This is a genomic window from Mycobacterium pseudoshottsii JCM 15466, from assembly GCF_003584745.1.
In the GTDB taxonomy this organism is placed as follows: Bacteria; Actinomycetota; Actinomycetes; order Mycobacteriales; family Mycobacteriaceae; genus Mycobacterium; species Mycobacterium marinum.
This window is the reverse complement of record NZ_AP018410.1, coordinates 2939691-2960095: the sequence shown is the minus strand read 5'-3', so window position 1 is coordinate 2960095 and position 20405 is coordinate 2939691. Positions and strand designations below refer to the sequence as shown.

At 65.2% G+C, this 20405-nt stretch carries 22 protein-coding genes and 1 pseudogene; 7 read left to right on the top strand and 16 right to left on the bottom strand.

Features of this window, described 5'->3' with window-relative positions; all coding sequences use genetic code 11:
* Positions 1 to 209: 209 nt before the first annotated feature.
* The 8 genes and pseudogenes from MPSD_RS13365 to MPSD_RS13330 form a co-directional block, all read right to left on the bottom strand.
* Positions 210 to 746, bottom strand: a pseudogene (locus MPSD_RS13365) (wax ester/triacylglycerol synthase domain-containing protein); the annotation flags it as partial.
* A 108-nt stretch (positions 747 to 854) separates the two neighbouring features.
* A complete protein-coding gene (locus MPSD_RS13360; RefSeq protein ID WP_012394368.1) occupies positions 855 to 2141 on the bottom strand; it encodes a D-arabinono-1,4-lactone oxidase in 1287 nt (428 codons plus the stop codon).
* On the bottom strand, positions 2138 to 3343 hold the full coding sequence (locus tag MPSD_RS13355) for a M28 family metallopeptidase (protein WP_020787515.1): 1206 nt from the start codon (positions 3341 to 3343) through the stop codon (positions 2138 to 2140). The genes MPSD_RS13360 and MPSD_RS13355 overlap by 4 nt, the downstream gene beginning before the upstream one ends.
* Positions 3344 to 3410: 67 nt before the next feature.
* Positions 3411 to 4652, bottom strand: coding sequence for an amino acid deaminase/aldolase (locus MPSD_RS13350; RefSeq protein WP_020787516.1), 1242 nt, complete (start codon positions 4650 to 4652; stop codon positions 3411 to 3413).
* A gap of 158 nt (positions 4653 to 4810) precedes the next feature.
* Entirely contained in the window at positions 4811 to 6679 is a 1869-nt protein-coding gene (locus MPSD_RS13345; RefSeq protein ID WP_086085364.1) for a PE family protein, read from the bottom strand.
* A 196-nt stretch (positions 6680 to 6875) separates the two neighbouring features.
* On the bottom strand, positions 6876 to 7238 hold the full coding sequence (locus MPSD_RS13340) for a carboxymuconolactone decarboxylase family protein (protein WP_011740968.1): 363 nt from the start codon (positions 7236 to 7238) through the stop codon (positions 6876 to 6878).
* Positions 7239 to 7292: 54 nt separating this feature from the next.
* Positions 7293 to 7718, bottom strand: coding sequence for a DUF302 domain-containing protein (locus MPSD_RS13335; protein ID WP_012394364.1), 426 nt, complete (start codon positions 7716 to 7718; stop codon positions 7293 to 7295).
* 33 nt (positions 7719 to 7751) lie between these two features.
* Positions 7752 to 8021 carry a metal-sensitive transcriptional regulator gene (locus tag MPSD_RS13330; RefSeq protein WP_011740966.1) on the bottom strand — a complete coding sequence of 90 codons (270 nt, stop codon included), beginning with the start codon at positions 8019 to 8021 and terminating at the stop codon, positions 7752 to 7754.
* A gap of 136 nt (positions 8022 to 8157) precedes the next feature.
* On the opposite strand from MPSD_RS13330, the gene MPSD_RS13325 reads away from it, so the two are divergent.
* On the top strand, positions 8158 to 8532 hold the full coding sequence (locus tag MPSD_RS13325; RefSeq protein WP_015355447.1) for a thioredoxin family protein: 375 nt from the start codon (positions 8158 to 8160) through the stop codon (positions 8530 to 8532).
* Between the two features lie 66 nt (positions 8533 to 8598).
* Here the strand turns inward: MPSD_RS13325 and MPSD_RS13320 are convergent, their stop codons facing one another.
* Entirely contained in the window at positions 8599 to 9144 is a 546-nt protein-coding gene (locus MPSD_RS13320) for a class I SAM-dependent methyltransferase (RefSeq protein WP_036427342.1), read from the bottom strand.
* 261 nt (positions 9145 to 9405) lie between these two features.
* Between MPSD_RS13320 and MPSD_RS13315 the strand changes: the two genes are divergently transcribed.
* Complete coding sequence (locus tag MPSD_RS13315) at positions 9406 to 10011, top strand: TetR/AcrR family transcriptional regulator (protein ID WP_051153695.1); 606 nt, start codon at positions 9406 to 9408, stop codon at positions 10009 to 10011.
* A 113-nt stretch (positions 10012 to 10124) separates the two neighbouring features.
* Here MPSD_RS13315 and MPSD_RS13310 read toward each other — a convergent pair whose 3' ends face one another.
* Complete coding sequence (locus MPSD_RS13310; protein ID WP_086085365.1) at positions 10125 to 10754, bottom strand: TetR/AcrR family transcriptional regulator; 630 nt, start codon at positions 10752 to 10754, stop codon at positions 10125 to 10127.
* A gap of 298 nt (positions 10755 to 11052) precedes the next feature.
* On the opposite strand from MPSD_RS13310, the gene MPSD_RS13305 reads away from it, so the two are divergent.
* A complete protein-coding gene (locus MPSD_RS13305; protein WP_012394359.1) occupies positions 11053 to 11511 on the top strand; it encodes a hypothetical protein in 459 nt (152 codons plus the stop codon).
* A 39-nt stretch (positions 11512 to 11550) separates the two neighbouring features.
* Here the strand turns inward: MPSD_RS13305 and MPSD_RS13300 are convergent, their stop codons facing one another.
* From MPSD_RS13300 to MPSD_RS29345, 5 genes are all read right to left on the bottom strand, one after another.
* Positions 11551 to 11934 (bottom strand): DUF5073 family protein, encoded by a 384-nt coding sequence (locus MPSD_RS13300; RefSeq protein WP_011740961.1) that lies wholly within the window; start codon positions 11932 to 11934, stop codon positions 11551 to 11553.
* Positions 11934 to 12719: a heavy metal-binding domain-containing protein gene (locus MPSD_RS13295; RefSeq protein ID WP_012394357.1), complete on the bottom strand. Its 786-nt coding sequence runs from the start codon at positions 12717 to 12719 to the stop codon at positions 11934 to 11936. Before MPSD_RS13295 ends, MPSD_RS13300 begins: the two co-directional genes overlap by 1 nt.
* A 145-nt stretch (positions 12720 to 12864) precedes the next feature.
* Positions 12865 to 14259, bottom strand: coding sequence for a WS/DGAT/MGAT family O-acyltransferase (locus MPSD_RS13290; RefSeq protein ID WP_020787520.1), 1395 nt, complete (start codon positions 14257 to 14259; stop codon positions 12865 to 12867).
* A gap of 326 nt (positions 14260 to 14585) precedes the next feature.
* On the bottom strand, positions 14586 to 15479 hold the full coding sequence (locus MPSD_RS13285) for an SDR family NAD(P)-dependent oxidoreductase (protein ID WP_012394355.1): 894 nt from the start codon (positions 15477 to 15479) through the stop codon (positions 14586 to 14588).
* A 198-nt stretch (positions 15480 to 15677) separates the two neighbouring features.
* Positions 15678 to 15863, bottom strand: coding sequence for a hypothetical protein (locus MPSD_RS29345; protein WP_086085368.1), 186 nt, complete (start codon positions 15861 to 15863; stop codon positions 15678 to 15680).
* On the opposite strand from MPSD_RS29345, the gene MPSD_RS13275 reads away from it, so the two are divergent.
* The 4 genes from MPSD_RS13275 (at position 15772) to MPSD_RS13260 (ending at position 19839) form a co-directional block, all read left to right on the top strand.
* Positions 15772 to 16329, top strand: a complete 558-nt coding sequence (locus MPSD_RS13275) for a hypothetical protein (protein WP_085981915.1) — start codon at positions 15772 to 15774, stop codon at positions 16327 to 16329. The two genes, MPSD_RS29345 and MPSD_RS13275, sit on opposite strands and share 92 nt — an antisense overlap.
* 161 nt (positions 16330 to 16490) lie before the next feature.
* Positions 16491 to 17663: a cytochrome P450 gene (locus MPSD_RS13270; RefSeq protein ID WP_020787522.1), complete on the top strand. Its 1173-nt coding sequence runs from the start codon at positions 16491 to 16493 to the stop codon at positions 17661 to 17663.
* 52 nt (positions 17664 to 17715) lie between these two features.
* Complete coding sequence (locus tag MPSD_RS13265; RefSeq protein ID WP_012394352.1) at positions 17716 to 18585, top strand: DUF4344 domain-containing metallopeptidase; 870 nt, start codon at positions 17716 to 17718, stop codon at positions 18583 to 18585.
* 102 nt (positions 18586 to 18687) lie between these two features.
* On the top strand, positions 18688 to 19839 hold the full coding sequence (locus MPSD_RS13260) for a glycosyltransferase (protein WP_086085366.1): 1152 nt from the start codon (positions 18688 to 18690) through the stop codon (positions 19837 to 19839).
* Positions 19840 to 19950: 111 nt separating this feature from the next.
* Here MPSD_RS13260 and MPSD_RS13255 read toward each other — a convergent pair whose 3' ends face one another.
* Positions 19951 to 20196, bottom strand: a complete 246-nt coding sequence (locus tag MPSD_RS13255; protein WP_015355439.1) for a hypothetical protein — start codon at positions 20194 to 20196, stop codon at positions 19951 to 19953.
* Positions 20197 to 20405: the final 209 nt, after the last annotated feature.

Here is a 20405-nt window from a genome sequence, read left to right as displayed (position 1 = left end):
CCGCACCCATCAATTGCGAGAAAGCTACCCGCACTGATGAAAGGGCTGAGTCGCGGATGCCTTCTCACGACGAGAACAAACCGAAAAACCGGCGGTTCGACAGAAAGGACGGCCCACTCAAATGGCTGGTAAGAATTGGATTGTCGGAGACCGCAGCGCCGTCGCCGCCGAACTGATCTACGACGCAGCCGCCGAGTTGATCGCAAGCGACGGTACCCGTCGAGCCACGAATGCCGGGGCAGTTCCGCAACCGCCGGCAGCGACGGGTGTGCACCCACCTCTGCGGACAGGTCAAACAGGTGCATGGCGATCTGGACGCCACCGACACCATTGGTGAGCGCGTGGTGGAACTTGCAGATCACGGCGGCACCACCATCTTGGAGGCCCTCGATCAGCGTCGTCTCCCACAGCGCCCTGGCCCGGTCGAAGTCTTGCATCTCGGCCAACCGGGCCATCTCGAGCACATCCTCGAACGTCCCGGCTCCGGACACCGTCACCCGCCGCATGTGGTAGTCCAACTCGAAGTCGGCGTCCGGCTCCCATCGAGGCGGAGCGGGTGGCGGGGATTCCACCACCCGCTGCCGAAACATCGGCATCTCACGGCTGATCAGGTCGAACCGCTGGCGAACCTCATCCCAATCCGGAGATCGATCCAGCAACAAGACCGTGACGACGGTGGATCGAAGGCGCGGATCGCTTTCCATCGACCAGGTAAACGCGTCGCTTTTGCGCATGAATTCGGTCATGTTGACTCCACGCACAAAACGTACGCCAGTCCGTGACCGGGGTCACTAGCGTGTTGGCCGCCAATGACTTTGGCCCCCATGAATTGGGGCCGTTAGTCGACCCCCGGGTCAGGCGCCCAGCACCCGCCGGGTGTAGTCATTGAGAAAGACGCGGTTGGGATCCAGCCGGTCGCGGACCGCGGTGAAGCGGTCCCAGGCCGGATAGCGCTCCCGCAGGCTGGCAGCCCGTTGATAGTGACGCTTGCCCCAGTGTGGCCGGCCGCCGTACTCATCCATGATCGCTTCGACCGCCCGGAAGTAGGTCTCGAATTCCATCCCGGTGTACTGATGCACCGCGATGTAGCAGGTGTCCCGCTCGTAGGCGGTGGACAGAAACGCATCGTCGGGAGCGCTGAAGCGGACCTCGAGGGGGTACATGATCGGCAAGTCGCGACGGCGCACGACCTCGATGACGCGGCGAACCGCCTCCCGCGCATTCTCACGCGGAATCGCGTACTCCATCTCGGTGAATTTGACGTTGCGCGGACTCGGGTAGACCTTCCAACCACGATCTTGCACGCTCGAGGGCGACATCAAACTCGTCAACAAACGATTCAGTTTCGGTGCTGTGCTGGGGAACTGCCGACCGGTCCGGCAGACAAGGCCTAATCCAACGTTTTCGAATTGGTCCCCCACCCGACGCCTCCACTCGGGTACGGGCATGGGGGGCTCTTCGCTGCGGCGCGTGGTCCGTGTCAGCGCCGTCTCGGCATAGGGAAACACGAAAAACTCGAAGTGGTCGTTGTTGTCGACATGCTCATCGAGCCGCTCGAGCGTTTCAGCGAGGGGCTTGAGCTCGTCGTCACGATGCAACGTGAACAGCGGCACTACCTTGAGGGTGAGCTGCGAAATCACCCCGAGAGCGCCGATAGACACCCGTGCTGCCAGATAGTCATCACCCTCGGATAGCTCTAGCACCTCACCGCTGGCGGTGACCAGTCGTAGCGCAACGATTTGCGCTGACACGTTGGCGAAGCGGGCTCCGGTCCCATGCGTCGCGGTCGCGGTCGCACCGGTGATGGACTGCTTGTCGATGTCGCCCTGGTTTTCCAGCGCCAGACCGTGCTCTGCGAGCTGCGAAAAGAGTGGACGCAGTTTGGCCCCGCCCTCGACAGTGGCCAGACCGGCCTCGGGATCCACGTTGACGATCCGCTGCATCCCGGCCATGTCGACCATCACGCCGTCAGTGCATGCGCAGTCGGTGAACGAGTGCCCGCTGCCGACCGCGCGCACTCGCTCGCCGCGCTGGCCGGCTTTTGCGACAAGCTCTGCCAATTCGGCTTCCGAAGCTGGCCGGACAATCTCCGACGGCGCACAGTACTGCTCGCCGGCCCAATTTCTCCACACAGTTTTCACCGCGCCAACTCCCTCACTACCGACTCGGCCACGGTGACCGCGTGTGCCACCGTCTCATAATTGACGTTGTCCGGCGTATCGGACATCTGATGGTAATTCGACAGCGCTTTGTGGCGGTCGATCGACGAGAAGCACGCCGTCGGGTAACCCGCCCGGCTCATGATCACGGCGTCGGTGCTGTTGCGAGAGCGCATGCCGCGCCGCAGCGGCGCCTCGGCCCGGTCGGCGGCACGCGCCACCAGGTCACGGAATGGCCGGTGGTAGTAATCCTCCATAACCGTGGTGCCTTCACCTTCGAGCATGATGAGTTCGGGCGAGCCGATGGTGTCGAAATTGAGGAAATACGTGTGGTCCCGGTCCAGTTCGGGCTTGTGGCGGGCGACAAATCCGTAAACGCCACCCTGCAGTTGTTCTTCGGCGCCCAGCGACACCAGTAGCACCCGCACGCCCGGCACCGGTCGCTCGCGTAGCCGCTCGGCGAGGGCAACAAGCAACGCGACGGCCGAGAGGTTGTCGTTGGCCCCGGGCACGATTGGACTGCGAGCGATGTCGGTGAACGCCGCTACTCCGATCGCGCTCATGGCTGCGCCCGCGATCATCGTTTTCCGGCTACCGCGCCAAGCACCGACACCGGCGACGATCGGCGCCAAGATTGACGGCCACCAGTTCGGTAGCGAGGTGTCGATGCGCTCGACGATCCCCGGGAACCGCTCGACAAAGAAGCGTTGATAGCCCGGCTCAAAGAACTTTCCGCTGTGGGCGGCGTCATGGTGGGCACACACCACAACCGTCTCCTGCCCGTCTAGGTCTCCGGCCTCGGCCACAACATTCCAAGTCGTTCGCCGCTGTTGGAGCGACTTGCGTGCGATGCGCACCCCGTTCGAGCAGTCATCGGCGATCGCCAGTCCGGCTCCCACGCCAGCCAGCGCGGCAATGCCGCGCAGCCGCCGACTGATCAGCCCGGCGGCGGCCGCGCCGACCCCAACCGCCGACAATCTGGCGTGTAGCTGCGGATAGCCGTCGTAGAACTGCTCCTCTTCGATCCGTGCATGTTGGGCCCCAGCCGCATCAAGCCAGTCCACGATGCGCAGTGCCGCCTCGTGCTCACCCGGGTCACCGGCCGCTCGCTCGATCGGTGCCAGCGTCTCGATGATCGTGCGCATCGTGGCAAGCTCGTTAGGCAGTACCGTGATCGGACTCATTGCAGCTCCTTATCGCGCAATTCGTAAGCGAGGCAAACCTTTTCCGGCGCCGAAGGCTATTGGCTCTTTAGAGAAATGTGCGTCCCTCACCCCGGTAGGTCGGGACGACGTCGACGACCTGCGCGCCACGAACCAGATACAAGCGATCGAATCGCTCACAGAGTTCGCCGGCCTTGGTGTGGCGGAAGTAGACCTTGTCGCCAACCTTGAGCCGTCGCGCCGCGCGGCCCGACAGCGGTGTCTGCACCTCGCCGGTGCCCTCCATCGGGTCGAGCTTCAACCCGCTGGGCAGATAGGGGCTGGGCATCCGGTCTTTTGCTCCGACTCCGCTGGCCAGGTAGCCGCCGCCGAGCGCGGTGACGGTCTTGGCTCCGGGTCGGCGGCATATCGGCAACGCAAACATCGCCGCTGGCTGCAGGGAGAACGCCGAGTAGGAGTCAAACAATGTCGGCGCGTAGAACCCGGAGCCGGCGGTCGCTTCGGTGACCGCGGACTCGTGGGCGACCAGTTGAAGGTCTCCGGTGCCGCCGGCATTGACGATCTCGAGTTCAGCGACCTCGCTGACCAGTTCAACGGCGCGAACGCGGCGTTCGCGCAGCTCTGCGAAGGATTCGCGCTGCATCCAGCGCACGATCGCGTTTTGGGCGAATTTGCCTGCCACCTGGTCCCCGAACCCGGCGATGTGGCCTTCGTAGGACATGAGTGCGACCAGTCGCAGCCGTGGCCGCCGGGCGATCTCCAGCGCAAGCTCGCGTGCTTGTTCGGGGGTGTGCAACGGGGAGCGCTTCGGGCCGACCTTGACCCGTCCTCCCGCTCGCCAATAGCCGGCGTCGAGGTCCAGGCACAGCCGAACCGGCCTGTCGGTTGCTCGGTCGATCAGGTCGAGGTGTTCGACGCTATCGACCATGACGATCGGCGCCCGCGCGGGGTTTTCGGCGGTTAGCTCGCCCAGCTCACGCAGCCCGGTGCGATCGGTTGTCGGATAGGCAAGCAACAGGTTGTCGAAGCCCTGTCCGGCCAGCCAGAGGGTCTCGGCCAGCGTGAAGGTCATCAGACCTTCGAATCGTGGGTTCGAGTCCAGGATTTCGCGCTGCAGCGGCCTGCATCGCAATGACTTGGACGCTGCCCTGATGGGCTTGTCGCCCGCGCGCGAAAGCATTTGGCCGGCATTGCTCCACATCGCGTCGAGGTCGACGAACGCAAACGGCGCATCTTGGTCGGCAAACGCTTCCTCGTACCGCTGCAACCGATTCTGCTCATCTAGCCTGGCCATCTCGTCCGAGCGTTGCTCGCGACCCACCTCGTGCACGCCGCCACCCTACTGAACGTGGCCCACGCAGGGACAGAGGATCGGCCATGTTGCGCCCAGGGATCACCGGATATGCCACATTGTGTGCGGATCGCCTGCGAATTTGCGCAGCCATGTGCAAATTTCCCTTGAATTGCTGCCGGCGGCGTCCGTGCGCGCTAGGGAAGTCCGTTCGACCCGTTCTGGCCGAAGATGAAACCGCCGCTACCGCCGGCGCCACCGGCCGCGCCTCCGGTGCCGTCGCCGCCGTCGCCCCCGTTGCCGATGAGCACCGCACTGCCGCCGGTACCACCGAAGCCTGTGCCCCCTGGCGCACCGTTGCCCCCGGCACCGCCGTTGCCGAAGAACAGCGCACCCGAGCCGCCGGCACCGCCCGCTCCCTGGCCGCCCGCGCCGCCATCGCCGCCGGCTCCGCCATTGCCGAAGAACGCCGAGGCCGCGCCACCCTGGCCGCCCGCGCCGACGCTGGTGCCCCCGCCCGCGCCACCGTTTCCGCCGGTACCGCCGTTGCCGAAGATCAGGCCGCCGTCACCGCCGTTGCCGCCGGTGGCATACAGCGCCCCGTTGGTGCTGGTGGCCCCACCGTTGCCCCCGGTCCCGCCGACCCCGAAGAACAGCCCGGCTCGCCCACCATTGCCGCCAGTCCCGCCCACCGGCTGGGTTGTCAACGGCACCGCTGCGGTTTCACCGGCACCGATACCACCACCGCTGCCGCCGGTGCCGCCGAAACCAAGGAACTGGGCGTCACCGCCGGCCCCACCAAAGCCCCCTGAGCCGGCAAAACCGTTGGCGACGACGCCCGTGCCTCCGGAACCACCGAGGCCACCGTTACCGCCGGCCCCGCCCGTGCCGAAGATCCAGCCTCCCGGGCCGCCTACGCCACCGAGGCCACCCACCCCGCCGTTGCCCCCGTCATTGCCACCGCTGGCGCCATCGCCCCCGATACCGCCATCGCCGCCGGCCGCTCCGTTGCCGAACAAACCAATTGCGCCGGCATCGCCGCCGGAGCCGCCATGTCCACCGGGGCTCGCGAACGTCCCGACGCCGGCACCTCCGGCGCCACCGGCCCCACCCGCACCGGGCGTGCCGAACAGGACCCCGCTCTGACCACCGAGCCCGCCCATGCCGCCATATCCGCCGATGGTCTCGGTCGTCGTGTCGCTAAGCCCACCGGTGCCACCGGCACCACCGAAGCCGATCAGAGCCGCACCACCGCCGCCGGCACCCCCGGTCCCGCCAACGCCGCCCGCCGACAGAATGGTCTGCCCGACGCCGGTGGGCGGCGCCACCCCGCCGGTTCCGCCGGCGCCACCGGCACCTCCGTAGCCGTAGAGCAGGCCTGCCCCTCCACCGTTGCCGCCGTTTCCGCCGCTGGTACCCACAAACCCGGCTAGCGGAGCGCCGCCGCCGTTGCCGCCGGCCCCGCCGGCACCGCCGTTGCCCCACAGCAGCCCGCCGCTGCCGCCGGCCCCCCCGTTGAATCCGTTGACACCCGCGACGGTGGAGTCTCCCCCGGCTCCGCCGGCACCGCCGTTGCCCCAGAGCCCGGCACTCCCGCCGTTGCCCCCACCCTGATTGTTGGCGCCGGACCCGCCGTTGCCGCCGTTGCCGTACAGAAACCCGCCATTACCACCGCTTTGCCCGGTTCCCGGCGCCCCGTCGGCGCCATTGCCGATCAGCGGCCGGCCGAACAGCGCCTGGGTCGGTGCATTGATCAGGTTCAGCGCGTCCTGCAGGGGTGAGACGCTGGCCGCCTCGGCCAGAGCGTAGGAACCCGCTCCCGCATTGAGCGCCTGCACGAACTGCTCATGAAACAGCGCGGCCTGCGCACTCAGGGACTGATAGGCCTGGGCATGTGCGTCGAACAACGCCGCGACCACAGCCGATACCTCGTCAGCGCCAGCGGCGCGCACCGACATCGTTGGGGCAGCGGCGGCGGCATTGGCCGCGCTTATCGATGAGCCAACGCTCGCCAGATCGGTAGCCGCCGCAGCCACCATCTCTGGCGCTGCGATGAGATACGACATCAGTGACCTCCCACCACGTCACACAGACCCGGCAGCCGCCCGGTCGCCATCGAACCCTCGGCAAGGGTATCGCTATCAAGTCAGCACACCCCGCATTTGCGGGTGACCTATCAAGCGTTTCGCTCGATGGCGCCGGAACGTTTCAGCCGGCCGCACTTCCGACGCTTCCGGGAACGCTGCGCAGCAGCTGAGACCATCAGGTGGCGTTGGTTTGGGCCTCCGCGAATTCGCAAAACGCGGTGTAGGCCCGCGCGCCGTAAATCGTGGCCGGTCCGCCGTGCATCAAGATGGTGACGCCGATGGCCTCAGCGGCTTCCTCCGGAGTGGCCCCGGCGCGTGCGGCAGCCTGCGCGTGGGAGGCAATGCAGCCGTCACACCCTTCCACTACACCGATCGCCATCGCCATGAGCTCCTTGACCTTGCGGCTGAGGGAGCCGTCGGCGAAGGCGGCACCACTGAGCGCCGCGAATCCCTTGTAGACCTCCGGGATCTGCTGACGTAGCGCCCGGTGTTGGGGCCGCAATTCCTCGAGAACCTCGTGATGGTGCTGGTCTGACATAGCTGTATTACCCCCCTTGGGTGTTAGGCGGAATGGGTGGACTCGGATCGACGGTCACACTTGCGACGGATTAGCGACGCTGGAATTCTCCAATTCGCCGATGACCGCCTTCAGCTTGCCCGAAACCTCTTCGGCGATCGGCACCAGCATCGGTTCGCCGGTCACGTCCGCCATCATCTGGGGATTCATCGCCTCGATGATGATGGTTCCGTCCCGCTCGGGGTCGGCCCGCACCACGACGTTGCACGGCAACAGCGTGCCGATCTGACGATTGACCCCGATAGCGCGGTGGGCCAGGGGTGGGTTGCAGGCGCCGAGGATCAGGTAGTCCTCCATGTCTTCGCCAAGTTTGGCTTTCAGCGTTTCCTTCACATTGATCTCGGTCAGAACGCCAAAGCCTTGCCCGGCCAGCGCCCCGCGGGTGAGTTTGACTGCCTCGTCAAAGCTCGTGTGCAGCGTGGTCGACAACGCAAGATTCATTACCAGTGCCTCCCTATCCTTCGTTAACGCTGTTCAGGCCAGCGCCAGAAACAGCTTTTCCAATTCGGCTTCAGTCAGTGGCGGTGCGCCGTCGGCCGTGGCGCCCAGCGCGCATTCCCGCAGCCCGGTCGCGACGATCTTGAACCCGGCGCGGTCCAGGGCGCGTGATACCGCGGCAAGCTGGGTAACCACGTCTTTGCAGTCGCGGCCCTGTTCGATCATTGAGATCACTCCGGCAAGCTGCCCCTGGGCACGGCGCAACCTGTTCAGCACGGCAGCCATGCTGTCCTGATCACCAATCACGATGAGTCCTCTCTCGTTGAGCGTTACCGCCATAGTACCCTGGGGGGTATAAAACAGCCAGTGGCTCGATGCGGGGAATAATACCCCTATGGGTATCAGTTGTCCGAGTGGGTATCCCCGAAAGAAAGGACACACAATGCCTACCGTCAGCCTCAACCACGACACCTTCGAGTCGACCGTCACCGATAATTCTCTTGTTCTGGTTGACTTTTGGGCCTCCTACTGCCGCCCCTGCCACGCTTTCGCGCCAACCTATGAACGATCGGCGCAGACTCACCCCGACGTCGTACACGCCAAGGTTGATACACAAGCGGAGCCAGCGCTGGCGGCCGCGGCGGGTGTGCGCTCAATTCCGACGGTAATGGCGTTTCGGGACGGCGTGCTGGTCTATAACCAGCCCGGTGCCATGCCCTCGGCCGTCCTCGAAGACCTGATCGGCCAGATGAAGTCACTGGACATGGACAAGGTGCACGCCACGATCGCCGCCCGCAAAGCCGCCACGGCGGGGTAGCCGATTCGGCCGCGACCATAGACCATGTACGCCCGGGGCGGTCGCGGGCTTGCCGGTCGGCACGCGTTACGCGCGCGCCAGCAGCCAAGCCCGCCCGTCACCTTCACCCGCGGCGATCGGGTCGAGTTCGGCAAACGCGGTGGACAACTCACCGGGGGCGGCCCGGTACGTCCCCGCAGCGGCGCCAACCTCGCTCAAAGCGACCAGGGCGACCAGCCCGCCCGGGGCCAGACGCTCGATAATGGCCGCGTCGAGGCGGCGGTCACGAAAGTTGTGACACACGATCAGGTCGACAGGCGGTCCATCCGGCAGGCCGTCGTCGAGGTCGACAACGTCGAAGCGGCATCGCACGCTAACCCCACTGCGCTCAGCCAAGTCTCGCGCCTGGGCGATTGCCACAGGGGAAATGTCGAGCCCCAAGACATCCAGACCCCGGCGGGGCAACCAGACCGCCCCGAGCCCTTGTCCACACCCCAGATCGAGAGCCCTGCCCGCGGCGGGAACCAACTTCAGGTGAGCCTGTAGCAGGGCCGGCGGACGCACCGCGCTCACCGCTGCGGGCCCTAGGCTCGCGTAGCGCCGGTCCCAGCGACGGCGGTCGGACTCGGCCACACGCGCCACCATACGACGACCGCGACAACACCGGTGAACCTGAGCGGTGGCCGAACACCCCGGGTAACGAATGCTCAGGCGGTCCGCCCGCTCCGCAGTTCTGGACATATGTCTACTTATGGACTGGGCGTTGACGCCCCTGTCGCCACGGATCAGGACCGGCACGTCCAATTAATCACTTGGCAATAGCCTGAATAGCCGATCCGCTCAAGTTTCGGGGTGACATTGTCGGGCGAGCCCGGATATTCCTACACTGGACTCGTGTCTAGCGATAACGCCGATCCACCCGATGCCGGCACCGGCGCACCCGTGCCGGCGGGGCGCCGATCGGATCGGCGGCCGGCGCAGACCATCCGCAAGGTGCTTGAAGCCGGATTGGACGAACTCCGCGCAACATCATTCGCCAACCTGACGATGCGCGCGGTTGCGGCTCGCGCCGGGGTGTCGCCGGCCAGTGCCTACACCTACTTTCCTTCGAAGAGCGCTCTGGTGGCGGCGGTCTACCTCCGGCTGCTGCGCGACCTGCCACTGCATACGGATGTCAACGACACCACCAAGACCCGGGTGAGCGCGACCATGCGGGATATGGCGATGGTGGTGGCCGACGAACCCGAACTGACCGCCGCCTGCGGCACCGCGTTGATGGCCGACGATCCGGCAGTGCAACCGCTGCGCGCGCAGATCGGCGAGGAAGTAGCGAGGCGGATCGGCGCCGCGCTGGGACCGGGTTGGCCACGCTCGGTCAAGTCGACCCTGCAGATGACGTTTTCCGGCGCCCTGATGACCGCGAGATTCCTCAGTTACGAGGAGATAGCCGGACAACTTGACGAGGCGGTGAACCTCATCCTCGGCGCGGCCATTGCCTGAAAATTACTCGGGCGCAGCGCAATCCGATCGTGGCTTCCGATCACAGATGTGGCAGCGGATCGTGCCGTCGACGGGCATTCGAAACCCGGCCTCCGCGGGCGAGAATGAAAACCTCAGCGGGCGCCGGAGTTCTCTAGGTAGGCGACAATGGCGTTGGTCAGCCTGCGGCGCGCCTCATCGAGGTCTGAGTATGTCCCCAGCTGCTTCTCGGAGGTGATCCCACGCATCGCACCCGGGATGAAGGCGGCCACTTCTCGTACCCGATTGGGGTCGACCTCCAAGCCGGCGAATGCCTTCTGGCAGGCCAAGGCCCAGCTGCGCTGCCACGACGACAGTTCGGCGGCCGTGCGCGGATAGTTTCGTTCGAGTTCGTCACGATTGTTGGGCAGTGCCCTGCGCAATGTCTCGATGGCCCGGGAGTGAGTGGACGTCAGCCCCTCGTACAAGGTGTCGATGATGGCGGCGACTCGCTCCGGTAGTGGGCCGCCGGAGACGGCATTCGACGGCAACTCCCCACGCCGCTCGGCCGTGCGATGCAGCACCGCTGCCCAGAACCCGTCGATGTCGCCAAACTGGTACTTCACCGCGCCCCACGTGGCTCCGCATTCCTTGGCGATGCGATTCGCCGAAGCCGCGCCCGGGTCACCAGAGGCCAGCGAGCGTAGCGCCGCCTCCAACATGCTCTCGCGCGTCGCATGTCCGCGTCGGTTTGTACGCCGTCCCTGCACGCCCAGATCTGTCATTCCCGGCATGCTAGTGCTCGCATTCTGCCGCCACGCGGGCGCCACACAGCAGCCACGAAATCCAGCCAACAGATTCGCTCAGCGACCTTCGTGTGCCAGGATCCGCACGGATACCCGAAATTCGCCGAACACCGGTTTGCCAATGATTACGACGAAATTCCCCACCAAACCGTGCGTAGCCGTATCCGGGCACTACCAGCACGAACCCGGCTTATTTGCGCTCGCGGTTTGATCGATCGGCCGAGTTCGGAGATCCTCTACGAGCTGAGGTTGAGCACCACGCTGATGAGGAGTCGCTATGGTGGGTCTGGCGGAGATTGCGCTGAACACGGCGCCCATATTCGGTGGCGCACTGCTTGCCGTTTCGGCCGGTCAATTCAAGCGCCCCGACTACCGGGCAATAATCAAGCAAGACATGGACCTGCTGGATCGGCTTCCACCGGATGCCACCGAGCGGCGCGCGGATCTGCAGCGCACGATCGATTCACGCATCGATGACCTGGTGAACATATCCCAGCGCAACCGCGCGCTGCGTCAGGCTGCCGCGTCCTACCAGGGCAATTGGCGAGATCTGGTGCTCCTGCTGTGTGTGGTGCTCTTCACCTTCGTCTGGTGGGGCGTTAGTCATAGTCGAGCCAATTGGCTGCCGACATTCATCGCGCTGATCGTGCTTTCCTGTGTAGCGGCCGTCTACGCGGGACGCGGTGTGCTTCGGGCCATAACCTCGCTGCTGGCACGTGGGCAAGACCAAGCCTGACGAGCGGGCGCATCGCCACCGGTCACCGCGATGGAGCCTTCAGTACCCGCGGCCGCCAAAGGTTTCCAGCATCTCGAGCGCCGCGTCGATCCCGGGCTGGATCGTCGGCCCGTAGTGGCTGACCAGTTGTGCGAGCGCGCGGGCGATGTGCGGACCGACCGCCCCCGCGGCCAGCACCTGCTCGGCCAACACGATGCCGTTGACCAGATGAGAAGCGCTTAGCCGGCCATCTGAGGTGACCTCGTAGCGCCAGTCGCCGATCAGGATTCGTTCCGGTTCCGATCGAAAGAATCCGCGCCGAGCCGGGGTGAGAACGACCCCCGGAACTGCGCAAAAGACCTTGACCACCATCCCGACTCCCCCCGGGCCGGCCAACGCTGCCCCCACGGCATCGCTGACCCGTTGCTGGTCGTACCCGGTCATCAACCACTCATCGGCAGAACGAATGACGGCGTGATGCTCTGCGGTTCGCCGCTGCGACGCACTGCCGTTCCGGCCACATAGAACTCCACCGTGTGATGTCCCCACGCATAGTTGGAGATGGCGAAGTGCACACCCACGACTCCGGAGGCGCCGTCCCGTTCCGCCTCGGCCTGCATCCGAGACATCGCAAGTTCGCGGGCCTGGTAGCTGCCCTGAGTCCATTGCGGCATCTCGACGTTGCGCCCAACCTGGCTCAGCGTCTTCAAGAATCCTTGGACCGCAATGTGGAACACGCAATTGCCCATCACGAATGCCACGGGCGCGAATCCCGAACGCAGCAGGGTCGTCAGGTCCTGGCCGGACAGGTGGCTGGTAAACGCTTGTCCGTTGGGGCGCCGAAAGGCCCCGGGCTTGGCGGTGTAGCGGACAGCGGTGCCGACGGCGATGAATTCGAGATGTTGTCCTTCACCCTGATGGCGCCAGTCCAGTCGGACCCCGACAATTCCGTCCGCGCCCAACGCATCGGCTTCGGCCTGCATCCGCGACATTGCGTTCCAGCGGGCGCGATAGGTCGCGTCGGTCAGCACCGGCAGCTCCGATTGCTGTCTGATGCCGGTGAACTGGTAGCCAACGTGGTAGACCGAAACCCCCATCACGAGTTCGATCGGTTCAAACCCCGCCCCGTGCAGGAGGGCGAACTCGTTGATCGACAAGTCAGAGGTGAAGACCTTTGCAGCGTGGGACAGCCGCTCCTTGGCGACTGGGTCGAGCTGGTTGGGTTGCATGGTCAAATACCCTCCTGCGGTCCCGGACAGCGTAGCCGCAGCGGCGCATCGCAGACGCGTTATCTGCGACTTGGACGAGGGTGTCGGTGAGTGCTTGTCGCCACCGGCCGGATGCAGGCCGGTCAGCTATCGAATCGGCGACCGATCAGACGTCGACAAGGTCGATATCTGCGCACCGGACGTCGCGACATTCGAGCAGTTCTTTCAACGCATCCGGGAATCCGTCGGCAAGACCCCACAGGTCAGGGACCAGGTCCGGGCAGGAGATGAGGCCAATGCCCAGTTCACCGTTGAGCGACATGACGGTGATGTTGAGTCCAGCACCCCCCAGGATCGGGCCGAGCGGACACATCGCGTCGACCCGGCAACCCAAGAAGTACAACTGACTCTGCGGGCCTGGCACATTCGACAGGATCAAGTTGTAGGCGGGACTGCGGGATATCGGAATGCGAGGCAGGATCGAGAACATGGTCGGGCCGCCGAACTGAGTCCAATCGTGCAGGAGGGTGGGGCCCACCGCTGCGGTGTGATCTTTGGCGGCGGCGTTCCCTTTGGCGATGGCACGAATGCGTTCCGCAGGATCGCTAATCTGGCTTGCCACCCGGCAGAACATCCACGTGGTTTGGTTACGTCCGGGCCGGTCGGACTTCTCGTGCACCGATACCGGCACGGTCGCGACCAGCGGCGTATCGGGCAGTTCACCGCGCTCCAGCAGGAACCGGCGCAAGACCCCCGCACACAGCGCCACCACCACGTCGTTGACGGTCACCCCGAAACGCTGCTTTACCCGCTTCACGTCGCGCATGTCGAGCTGGGTGAACGCGACGTTGCGATGCCGAGTGACGTTGCCGTTGAACGGCGTCGGTGGGGCCGAGAACGGTGCGGCCATGGTGCGGCCTTCGCGAGCGCGTAGCACCGTCTGAGCCAGCGTCCGGATCGTTGCCGGCACCACCGTGGCCAGCCGTAGCGGGCGCAGCGCAAACCCCATCAGTCCGCTCGTGGCGATCTGCAACGGATGCCCAGGGCCGGCACCGCGGGCCGGCAGGGGTACCGGCCCGTCGGCCTGAAAGCTGCACAAGTGGGCCAGCAGGTTGGCTCCGGCAACCCCATCGACTACCGCGTGGTGAACCTTGAGCATCACCGTCACCGAGTCATTCCGGGCTCCGCCTTCGATCACCCACATCTCCCACAGGGGACGATCCCGGTCCAGCGCAAGTCCCGCGATATGGCCACACATCTCGGCTAGTTCGCGACGGCCTCCGGGCGCTGGCAGCCCGACCCTGTGTACATGGCGGCGCAGCTGAAAGCCTTCGTCGTCCACCCATACCGGGTGATCGAGGTTGAGCTGGGTATCGGCGAGCTTCATCCGAAACTCCGGCACCGCTTGTAGGTGTCTGGCCAGGGCGGCATGAAACCGCTTGTACCGGTAGCCGCCCGGCATGGTCGAAGTGTCCAGCTCCAGCACGCAACACACGTTCATTGGTTGCGCTGGAGTCTCCAGATAAAGGAAAAACGCATCAAGTCCGCTCAATCGTTCCATGGCCGCCCCGCCCGACTAGAGTGATTCACATCTTCCGCCCCGGAAATGCTCGTACGCGCAGACGCTGGGAAGCGTGCAACTACGCTCCCGTACAAGACATTTGGAGTTGATCTCGTATCGGTGCGCGCCACACTGCGCGCCCCGTTTGGTGAGCACGACATGACGATCTTGCGGTGGCGCCCACCCATCCCGCTCATGCCCGCTCATTGGTCTTTCCCACACTGAGCGCGTAATAAACATCGTCTTTGGGTCTTTGGCCGAAACCACCGGCGAGGCTCGGTGGGGGCAACCTTCGCCGGTGGCCGCTCCCGCGCGGACAACGCCCGCTAGTCCGTGTCGAGCAGCCGGGCGTTGATCATGGTGTGCAGGTCCTCGACCGGCCACGGCGGATCGGCCCGATGATCGCGCCAGCCCAGGACCCGTGGCGTCGGACGGTCGAAGGTGCCAACGAATCCTCCTGAAGCAACGAAGATCTGACCCGTGATCCCGCTGGCCAGATCGCTGGCCAAATAAGCATACAGCGGCGCGACGAAATCGGCCGGCGGCGCATCGAGGGAGGCCTGCCTAGTCATCTCGTCGAGCAGTCCACGGCGATGGAGTTCGTTGATATGCGCTTCATAGTCCGGGCCGCTGGACAGCCGCGTACGCGCCCCGGGGCAGATGACGTTGGCACGTACACCGCGCGCTTTCAGTTCTGCCGATATTGCCAGGGTCAGCCCGTTGACGGCCGCTTTGCCCGCGGGATATCCGCTGCCCCCGTAGTCGCCGAGGAACGCAACCGAACCCGTGTTGATGATCGATCCGTGTCCCTGAGCGGCCAGCACCGGCGCGGCGACCCGGCAGGTGTGGAATACGGTGCCCAGATGGGCTCGAAGCAGACCATCGAATTGAGCCGGACTGATGTTGAGGATCGAGGAGCCGGGCGGCTCGGCGATGCCCGCACAGTTGATCAAGGCGTCTAGTCGTCCGAAGCTGGTCATGCACCGATCGACCAGTGCATTTGCCGTGTCTTCGTGGTCCGCCGCGCCGGCGATGCCGGCGGCGCGACCGCCCGCGGAGATAACCGCCTCGGTTGCGTCACGTACCGCGTCCGGCTCGCGTCCACTGATCACCACGCCGGCACCGAGTCGGGCCAGCAGTTCGGCGACGGCGCGTCCGATGCCGCGGCTGCCGCCGACCACGACAACGCCCCGTCCGGCCAGGAGGTCTCGGTCGGTCATCGGTTCCCCGCAATCCGCTCAGTCCAGCGCCGGGCTGTCCATCCTCGAGATGACGACTCGAGGGGTCGCCTGCTTCGCGTCGTGACTCGCGCTGAACCGGCAACGACGGTTCTCGGCCACGTAGCAGGAATACTAAGAGCCCGACGGAAGCGCCTTGCCCGGGCTAGCTTGGGACCGGCGCGGCACGCTGCCGTCGTCTCACACCTGAGCCTGGCGAACGGAGCCTGCCTTGAAGAACACCTGCACGTTGGCCGCCACCTTGACTGCGACGGTGACGCTGGCCGCAGCCGCGCTGGTCGGCTGTAGCAGCAATACGGAGTCATCGCCGTCATCGTCGAGCCAGTCGAGCCCCTCGAATGCGAGCAGCGCAAGTTCGGCGGCCACCGCCGCGCCGACGGATCCGGCCGATTATGCCCGGCTGCTGATCCAGGCTTCAGAGATCGACGCGCCCGAGGCATTCACCGCTAGCCCGCCCGTGCGAAACCCGGATGGGCGACCCGGCGTCTCCACGAGCTTCAGCAACGACGACCGTAGCCACGTCATCAATGACACCATCTGGGTCCTGCCGGATCCTGCCGCCGCGACCAGTGCGCTCGATCAGCGCAAGAACGCCCTGGACGGCATCGTCACAGGAACCCCCGATCCGTTCGACGTCGGCGTTGGCGGGATCGCAATCACCGGGCTCTCACCGGACGGGACAAAGGGGGTGACGGTGCTGCTGTTCACCCAAGGTCGGGCGTTGGCCGAGCTGGAATTCGATGGGCCGGCCGAAATCCCGGCGCCACCCGAGTTCGTCACCGACGTGGGCCGCAAGCAAGATGCGGCGATCAAGAAGGGCCTCACCGGCTGAGCGGTCCCAATACCGCTCAGCGCGGGGCGGACACGGACCAACGAGCGCGCCCACCAACACCGCCGCCGTGCTCCCCCGCTCCCGATGGCGCGCTTTCGGCGTCGGCCCGAAAATCGTGAATTGCACTATCAAGGCGGCCATCCCGGGGTGAAGATATCCCTATGAGCGCACCGCGCGACGAACGGGACATCCCTCACTTTGTCTACGCGGAGCTGCCGATGGCTACCGACCGGGGACGCGGATGGGCGACCTTGCGCGACGCCGGCCCGGTGGTGATCGGCGATGGCTTCTATTACCTGGCCGGACGCGACGATGTGCTCGATGCGCTGCGCCATCCCGAGGTCTTCTCGTCCAAGCGTGCCTTCGACATATTGGGCAGTCCATTGCCGCTGGTACCACTTGCGTTCGATCCACCCGAGCACACTCGATTCCGGAAAGCCCTGCAACCGTTCTTCAGTCCACATGCACTGGCCGCCATGCTGCCGTCACTGCAAGCGCAGGCGATCGAGATCATCGACGCAATCGCCGCCGGAAGCCAGTGCGAGGTGATCACGGAGCTGGCGATCCCGTATCCATCACAGGTGTTCCTGACGTTGTTCGGCCTTTCGCTGGCAGACCGGGACCGCTTGATCCGCTGGAAAGACGCCATCATCGCCCTGGGCCTGCTCGCCAGCCTGGACGACGCTGACCTGACTCCCGCACTCGAGCTCACGAGCTACCTTGTCGACGCCATTGCCGCCCACCGCCGGCATCCGGGTACCGACATTCTGTCTCAGGTGCTCCTCGGCGATGACCCACTCGATGACAGCGAGGCACTCGGGCTCAGTTACGTCTTCGTCCTTGCCGGCCTGGACACCGTGACCTCCGCGATCGGGGCAGCGCTGCTCGAGCTGGCTCGGCGCCCGCAATTGCGCCAGCTACTTCGCGAAAACCACGGTCAAATAGCAGTTTTCGTTGATGAGATCGTCCGACTCGAACCTCCCGCGCCGGTTGTTCCGCGCGTCACGACCCGAGAAGTCAACATCGCCGGCGCGAAGATTCCAGCGGGTTCGAGGGTGTGGTTGTGCCTGGGTGCGATCAATCGCGATGGCAGCGACGCCACCTCGGTCAATGATGTCGTCATGGACGGCAAGGTGCACAAGCACTGGGGCTTCGGTGGCGGCACCCACCGCTGTCTGGGCTCGCACCTGGCGCGGATGGAGCTGAGCCTGGTGATAAGTGAATGGCTGCGCCGGATACCCCAGTTTGAATTGACGTGCGGGTACACGCCCGAGATCGATTGGCCATCGGCAACTCTCGGCCTGTCGACGCTGCCGCTGCAGTTCACCTCATAGCTGAATCCGCCGATGTCGACCCAGCGGGTGGTGTCGAAGAAGGAGAGCATCGATGAGTAGGCCGCTCACTGTCATGGCTGCAATCGCGGCCCTGCTCCTGTCGGCCGGCTGCGGCGGATCCAACTCGCCATCGGCTGACGATGCAGCCTCGACCGGGTCCGAGAGCCAGGCCGCGACGCCGGCCAGTTCCACCGAAGCCGCCGCAGCGGGCAAGGTCAATACCCGCTATGACGACGCCCAGACACCGGATGCGGAGCAAGGTCGAGGGCTCATGATGGACGCAAAGCTCTTGGAAGCGGTGGCGGCACAGGTCAACGACACCTTGAACCTGCCCTACGACATCACCGTGGTCGGCAAGCAATGCGGTGAACCCAACGACTATTGGGATCCCAGTGTCAATGAGATACAACTCTGCTACGAAGACATCCAGCAAAGCGAGCAGCGGTTCGCCGGAAGCGGCAACCCGGACTCGACGACCGCCGCGGTGGACGCGACGACTTCGGGTTTCTATCACGAGCTGGGCCACGCCACGCTCTCCATCTACGAGCTGGCATTCACCGGTCGTGAGGAGGATGTCGCCGACCAGCTCTCGGCTTTCATGTTGCTGGCCCCCGGGGCAGACGGAACGCCCTATCCCAATGGCGTCCGCATCGCGACCAACACGGCGCAGGATTGGCGGCTGAGCGCAAAAGAGGACGGCGATGCCAACGATCTCCCGTTCTGGGATGGGCATTCGATGGACATCACGCGGATGTACAACTGGGAGTGCTGGATCTACGGCTCGGATACGACAGCCAATGCCGGCATCGTCACTTCCGGCGATTTGCCGGAAGACCGCGCCGGCAATTGCGAGGACGAGTTCCAGAACATGTCGAAAGCGTGGCATCAGATGCTGGGCCCGCACCTGAAGAAGCCCAGCTGATCCGTAGTCCCCGGCACGACCCGAGTAGATTTCACGGACAATTCAGATGGCCGTCGGCTCCGCATCGTTGATCGCACACAAGGGCCGGTTTTTCTCACGGGTATGCGTGTGGTTCAGGTCGCCAACTTCTACGGACCACGTTCGGGTGGCCTGCGAACGGCGGTCGATCGGTTGGGCGCCGAATACTGCGCCAGCGGGCACGAGGTGTTTCTCATCGTGCCGGGGGCGCACACCGGGCAACGCCGCTTGGGCACCGGTGTCGTACGAATCAGCTTGCCCGCCAAGCTGATTCCGCTTACTGGCGGCTACCGCGCGGTGATGCCGGGACGGGTGCGGGAGCTGTTGGGCGCGCTTGATCCCGACGCCGTGGAGGTCTCCGACCGGCTCACGCTGCGATCGCTGGGATGCTGGGGTCGCGAGCGTGGGATCACGACGGTCATGATTTCCCATGAGCGCCTAGATCGGTTGGTGGGTCAGGCGCTTCCGCACCGCGCCGCACAACGGCTCGCCGACTTCGCAAACCGGCGTACCGCCGCCAACTACGACACCGTGGTGTGCACCACGGCGTTCGCCCGCGAAGAATTCGATCGCATCGGCGCGACCAACACCCTCACCGTGCTCCTGGGCGTGGACCTGCAGACCTTTCACCCGCGTCGGCGCTGCCCGCTGGTGCGCCAGCGTTTCGCCACACCCCGGCAGCTGCTGTTGATCCATTGCGGCCGGTTGTCAGTGGAAAAGCACGTCGATCGCAGCATCGGGGCACTGGCCGCGCTGTGTGATGCGGGCGTCGATGCACGGTTGGTCATCGTTGGAGAGGGCCCGCTTCGGGCCAGGCTGCAGCGCCAGGCGGCAGGGCTGCCCGTCGACTTCACCGGATTTGTCACCCACCGCGACACCGTCGCCCAGCTCCTGGCCTCCGCCGATATCGCGTTGGCGCCCGGCCCGCACGAAACATTCGGGCTTGCCGCACTCGAGTCCTTGGCTTGTGGCACACCGGCCGTGGTGTCGCGCACCTCGGCCCTCAGCGAGATCATCACCACCGACAGCGGGGCATCGGCGGACAACGACCCCGCGGCGATCGCAGCCGCGGTTCGCACCATCGTCGGTTGGCCTGAGCGGCAACGCCGCAGCTCCGCCAGGCGCCGCGCCGAGATGTTCACTTGGCAGGTGGCCGCCGCCGGGATGCTAACCGCCCTGGACGCCGACGCACCAGGGTGCTGTGGCGGCGGGGACGCTGCCAGCCGCGCGTGCTGATGCCCGCCGCCCGTGGCTGTGCCGAAATCAAACAGACGCACATCGCAGACAGCAAATGGGCGCCTAGCCCATTGTTAGGCGCCCATTTGCGAAAATTGAAGCGTTGGTTGATCAGGTGCAGGGAATGCCGTGCGGTCCCCCAACCCAGTGGCCAGGAGGTGACTGCCACGGGCACACCTTCTTGATCTGGCCGGGCGGTACCTGGTGCCAGTTCGCCCAGTCGTCAACGTGCGGTCCCGGCGGGCCCGGTATCCGCGGTCCCGGGTTGGCCGAGGCCATACCCGCGCCGAACCCGAGCGTGGTGGCGCCGAGCGCACCCGCAAGAGCAACTGTTCCAGCAAACTTCTTCACGTTCATTTCATAGCCTCCTTCCGGCCGGACTGTCGTGAATCATCCGATCGATTCACTCACGCGTCTGGTATCCAGCGGCTGCGTGTCGATTGGATCCGGCCTCAGAACCTGCGCAAGTATGAATATACCCGCGGTTTTGGGGCTCAAACCTCACCGTTTCACCGGGACCGGGGTTTGTGGGCTCAGTCACAAACCACAGCAGTCCCAGCAACCGC

What these genes read in the sequence shown, in the direction of transcription:
- MPSD_RS13355 (WP_020787515.1), bottom strand. Translation starts at nt 3,343, where the DNA reads ATGAGTCCGATCACGGTACTGCCTAACGAGCTTGCCACGATGCGCACG.
- MPSD_RS13260 (WP_086085366.1), top strand. Translation starts at nt 18,688, where the DNA reads ATGCGTGTGGTTCAGGTCGCCAACTTCTACGGACCACGTTCGGGTGGC.
- MPSD_RS13340 (WP_011740968.1), bottom strand. Translation starts at nt 7,238, where the DNA reads ATGTCAGACCAGCACCATCACGAGGTTCTCGAGGAATTGCGGCCCCAA.
- MPSD_RS13265 (WP_012394352.1), top strand. Translation starts at nt 17,716, where the DNA reads ATGAGTAGGCCGCTCACTGTCATGGCTGCAATCGCGGCCCTGCTCCTG.
- MPSD_RS13310 (WP_086085365.1), bottom strand. Translation starts at nt 10,754, where the DNA reads ATGACAGATCTGGGCGTGCAGGGACGGCGTACAAACCGACGCGGACAT.
- MPSD_RS13325 (WP_015355447.1), top strand. Translation starts at nt 8,158, where the DNA reads ATGCCTACCGTCAGCCTCAACCACGACACCTTCGAGTCGACCGTCACC.
- MPSD_RS13300 (WP_011740961.1), bottom strand. Translation starts at nt 11,934, where the DNA reads ATGACCGGGTACGACCAGCAACGGGTCAGCGATGCCGTGGGGGCAGCG.
- MPSD_RS13335 (WP_012394364.1), bottom strand. Translation starts at nt 7,718, where the DNA reads ATGAATCTTGCGTTGTCGACCACGCTGCACACGAGCTTTGACGAGGCA.
- MPSD_RS13255 (WP_015355439.1), bottom strand. Translation starts at nt 20,196, where the DNA reads ATGAACGTGAAGAAGTTTGCTGGAACAGTTGCTCTTGCGGGTGCGCTC.
- MPSD_RS13305 (WP_012394359.1), top strand. Translation starts at nt 11,053, where the DNA reads ATGGTGGGTCTGGCGGAGATTGCGCTGAACACGGCGCCCATATTCGGT.
- MPSD_RS13270 (WP_020787522.1), top strand. Translation starts at nt 16,491, where the DNA reads ATGAGCGCACCGCGCGACGAACGGGACATCCCTCACTTTGTCTACGCG.
- MPSD_RS13295 (WP_012394357.1), bottom strand. Translation starts at nt 12,719, where the DNA reads ATGCAACCCAACCAGCTCGACCCAGTCGCCAAGGAGCGGCTGTCCCAC.
- MPSD_RS13345 (WP_086085364.1), bottom strand. Translation starts at nt 6,679, where the DNA reads ATGTCGTATCTCATCGCAGCGCCAGAGATGGTGGCTGCGGCGGCTACC.
- MPSD_RS13285 (WP_012394355.1), bottom strand. Translation starts at nt 15,479, where the DNA reads ATGACCGACCGAGACCTCCTGGCCGGACGGGGCGTTGTCGTGGTCGGC.
- MPSD_RS13290 (WP_020787520.1), bottom strand. Translation starts at nt 14,259, where the DNA reads ATGGAACGATTGAGCGGACTTGATGCGTTTTTCCTTTATCTGGAGACT.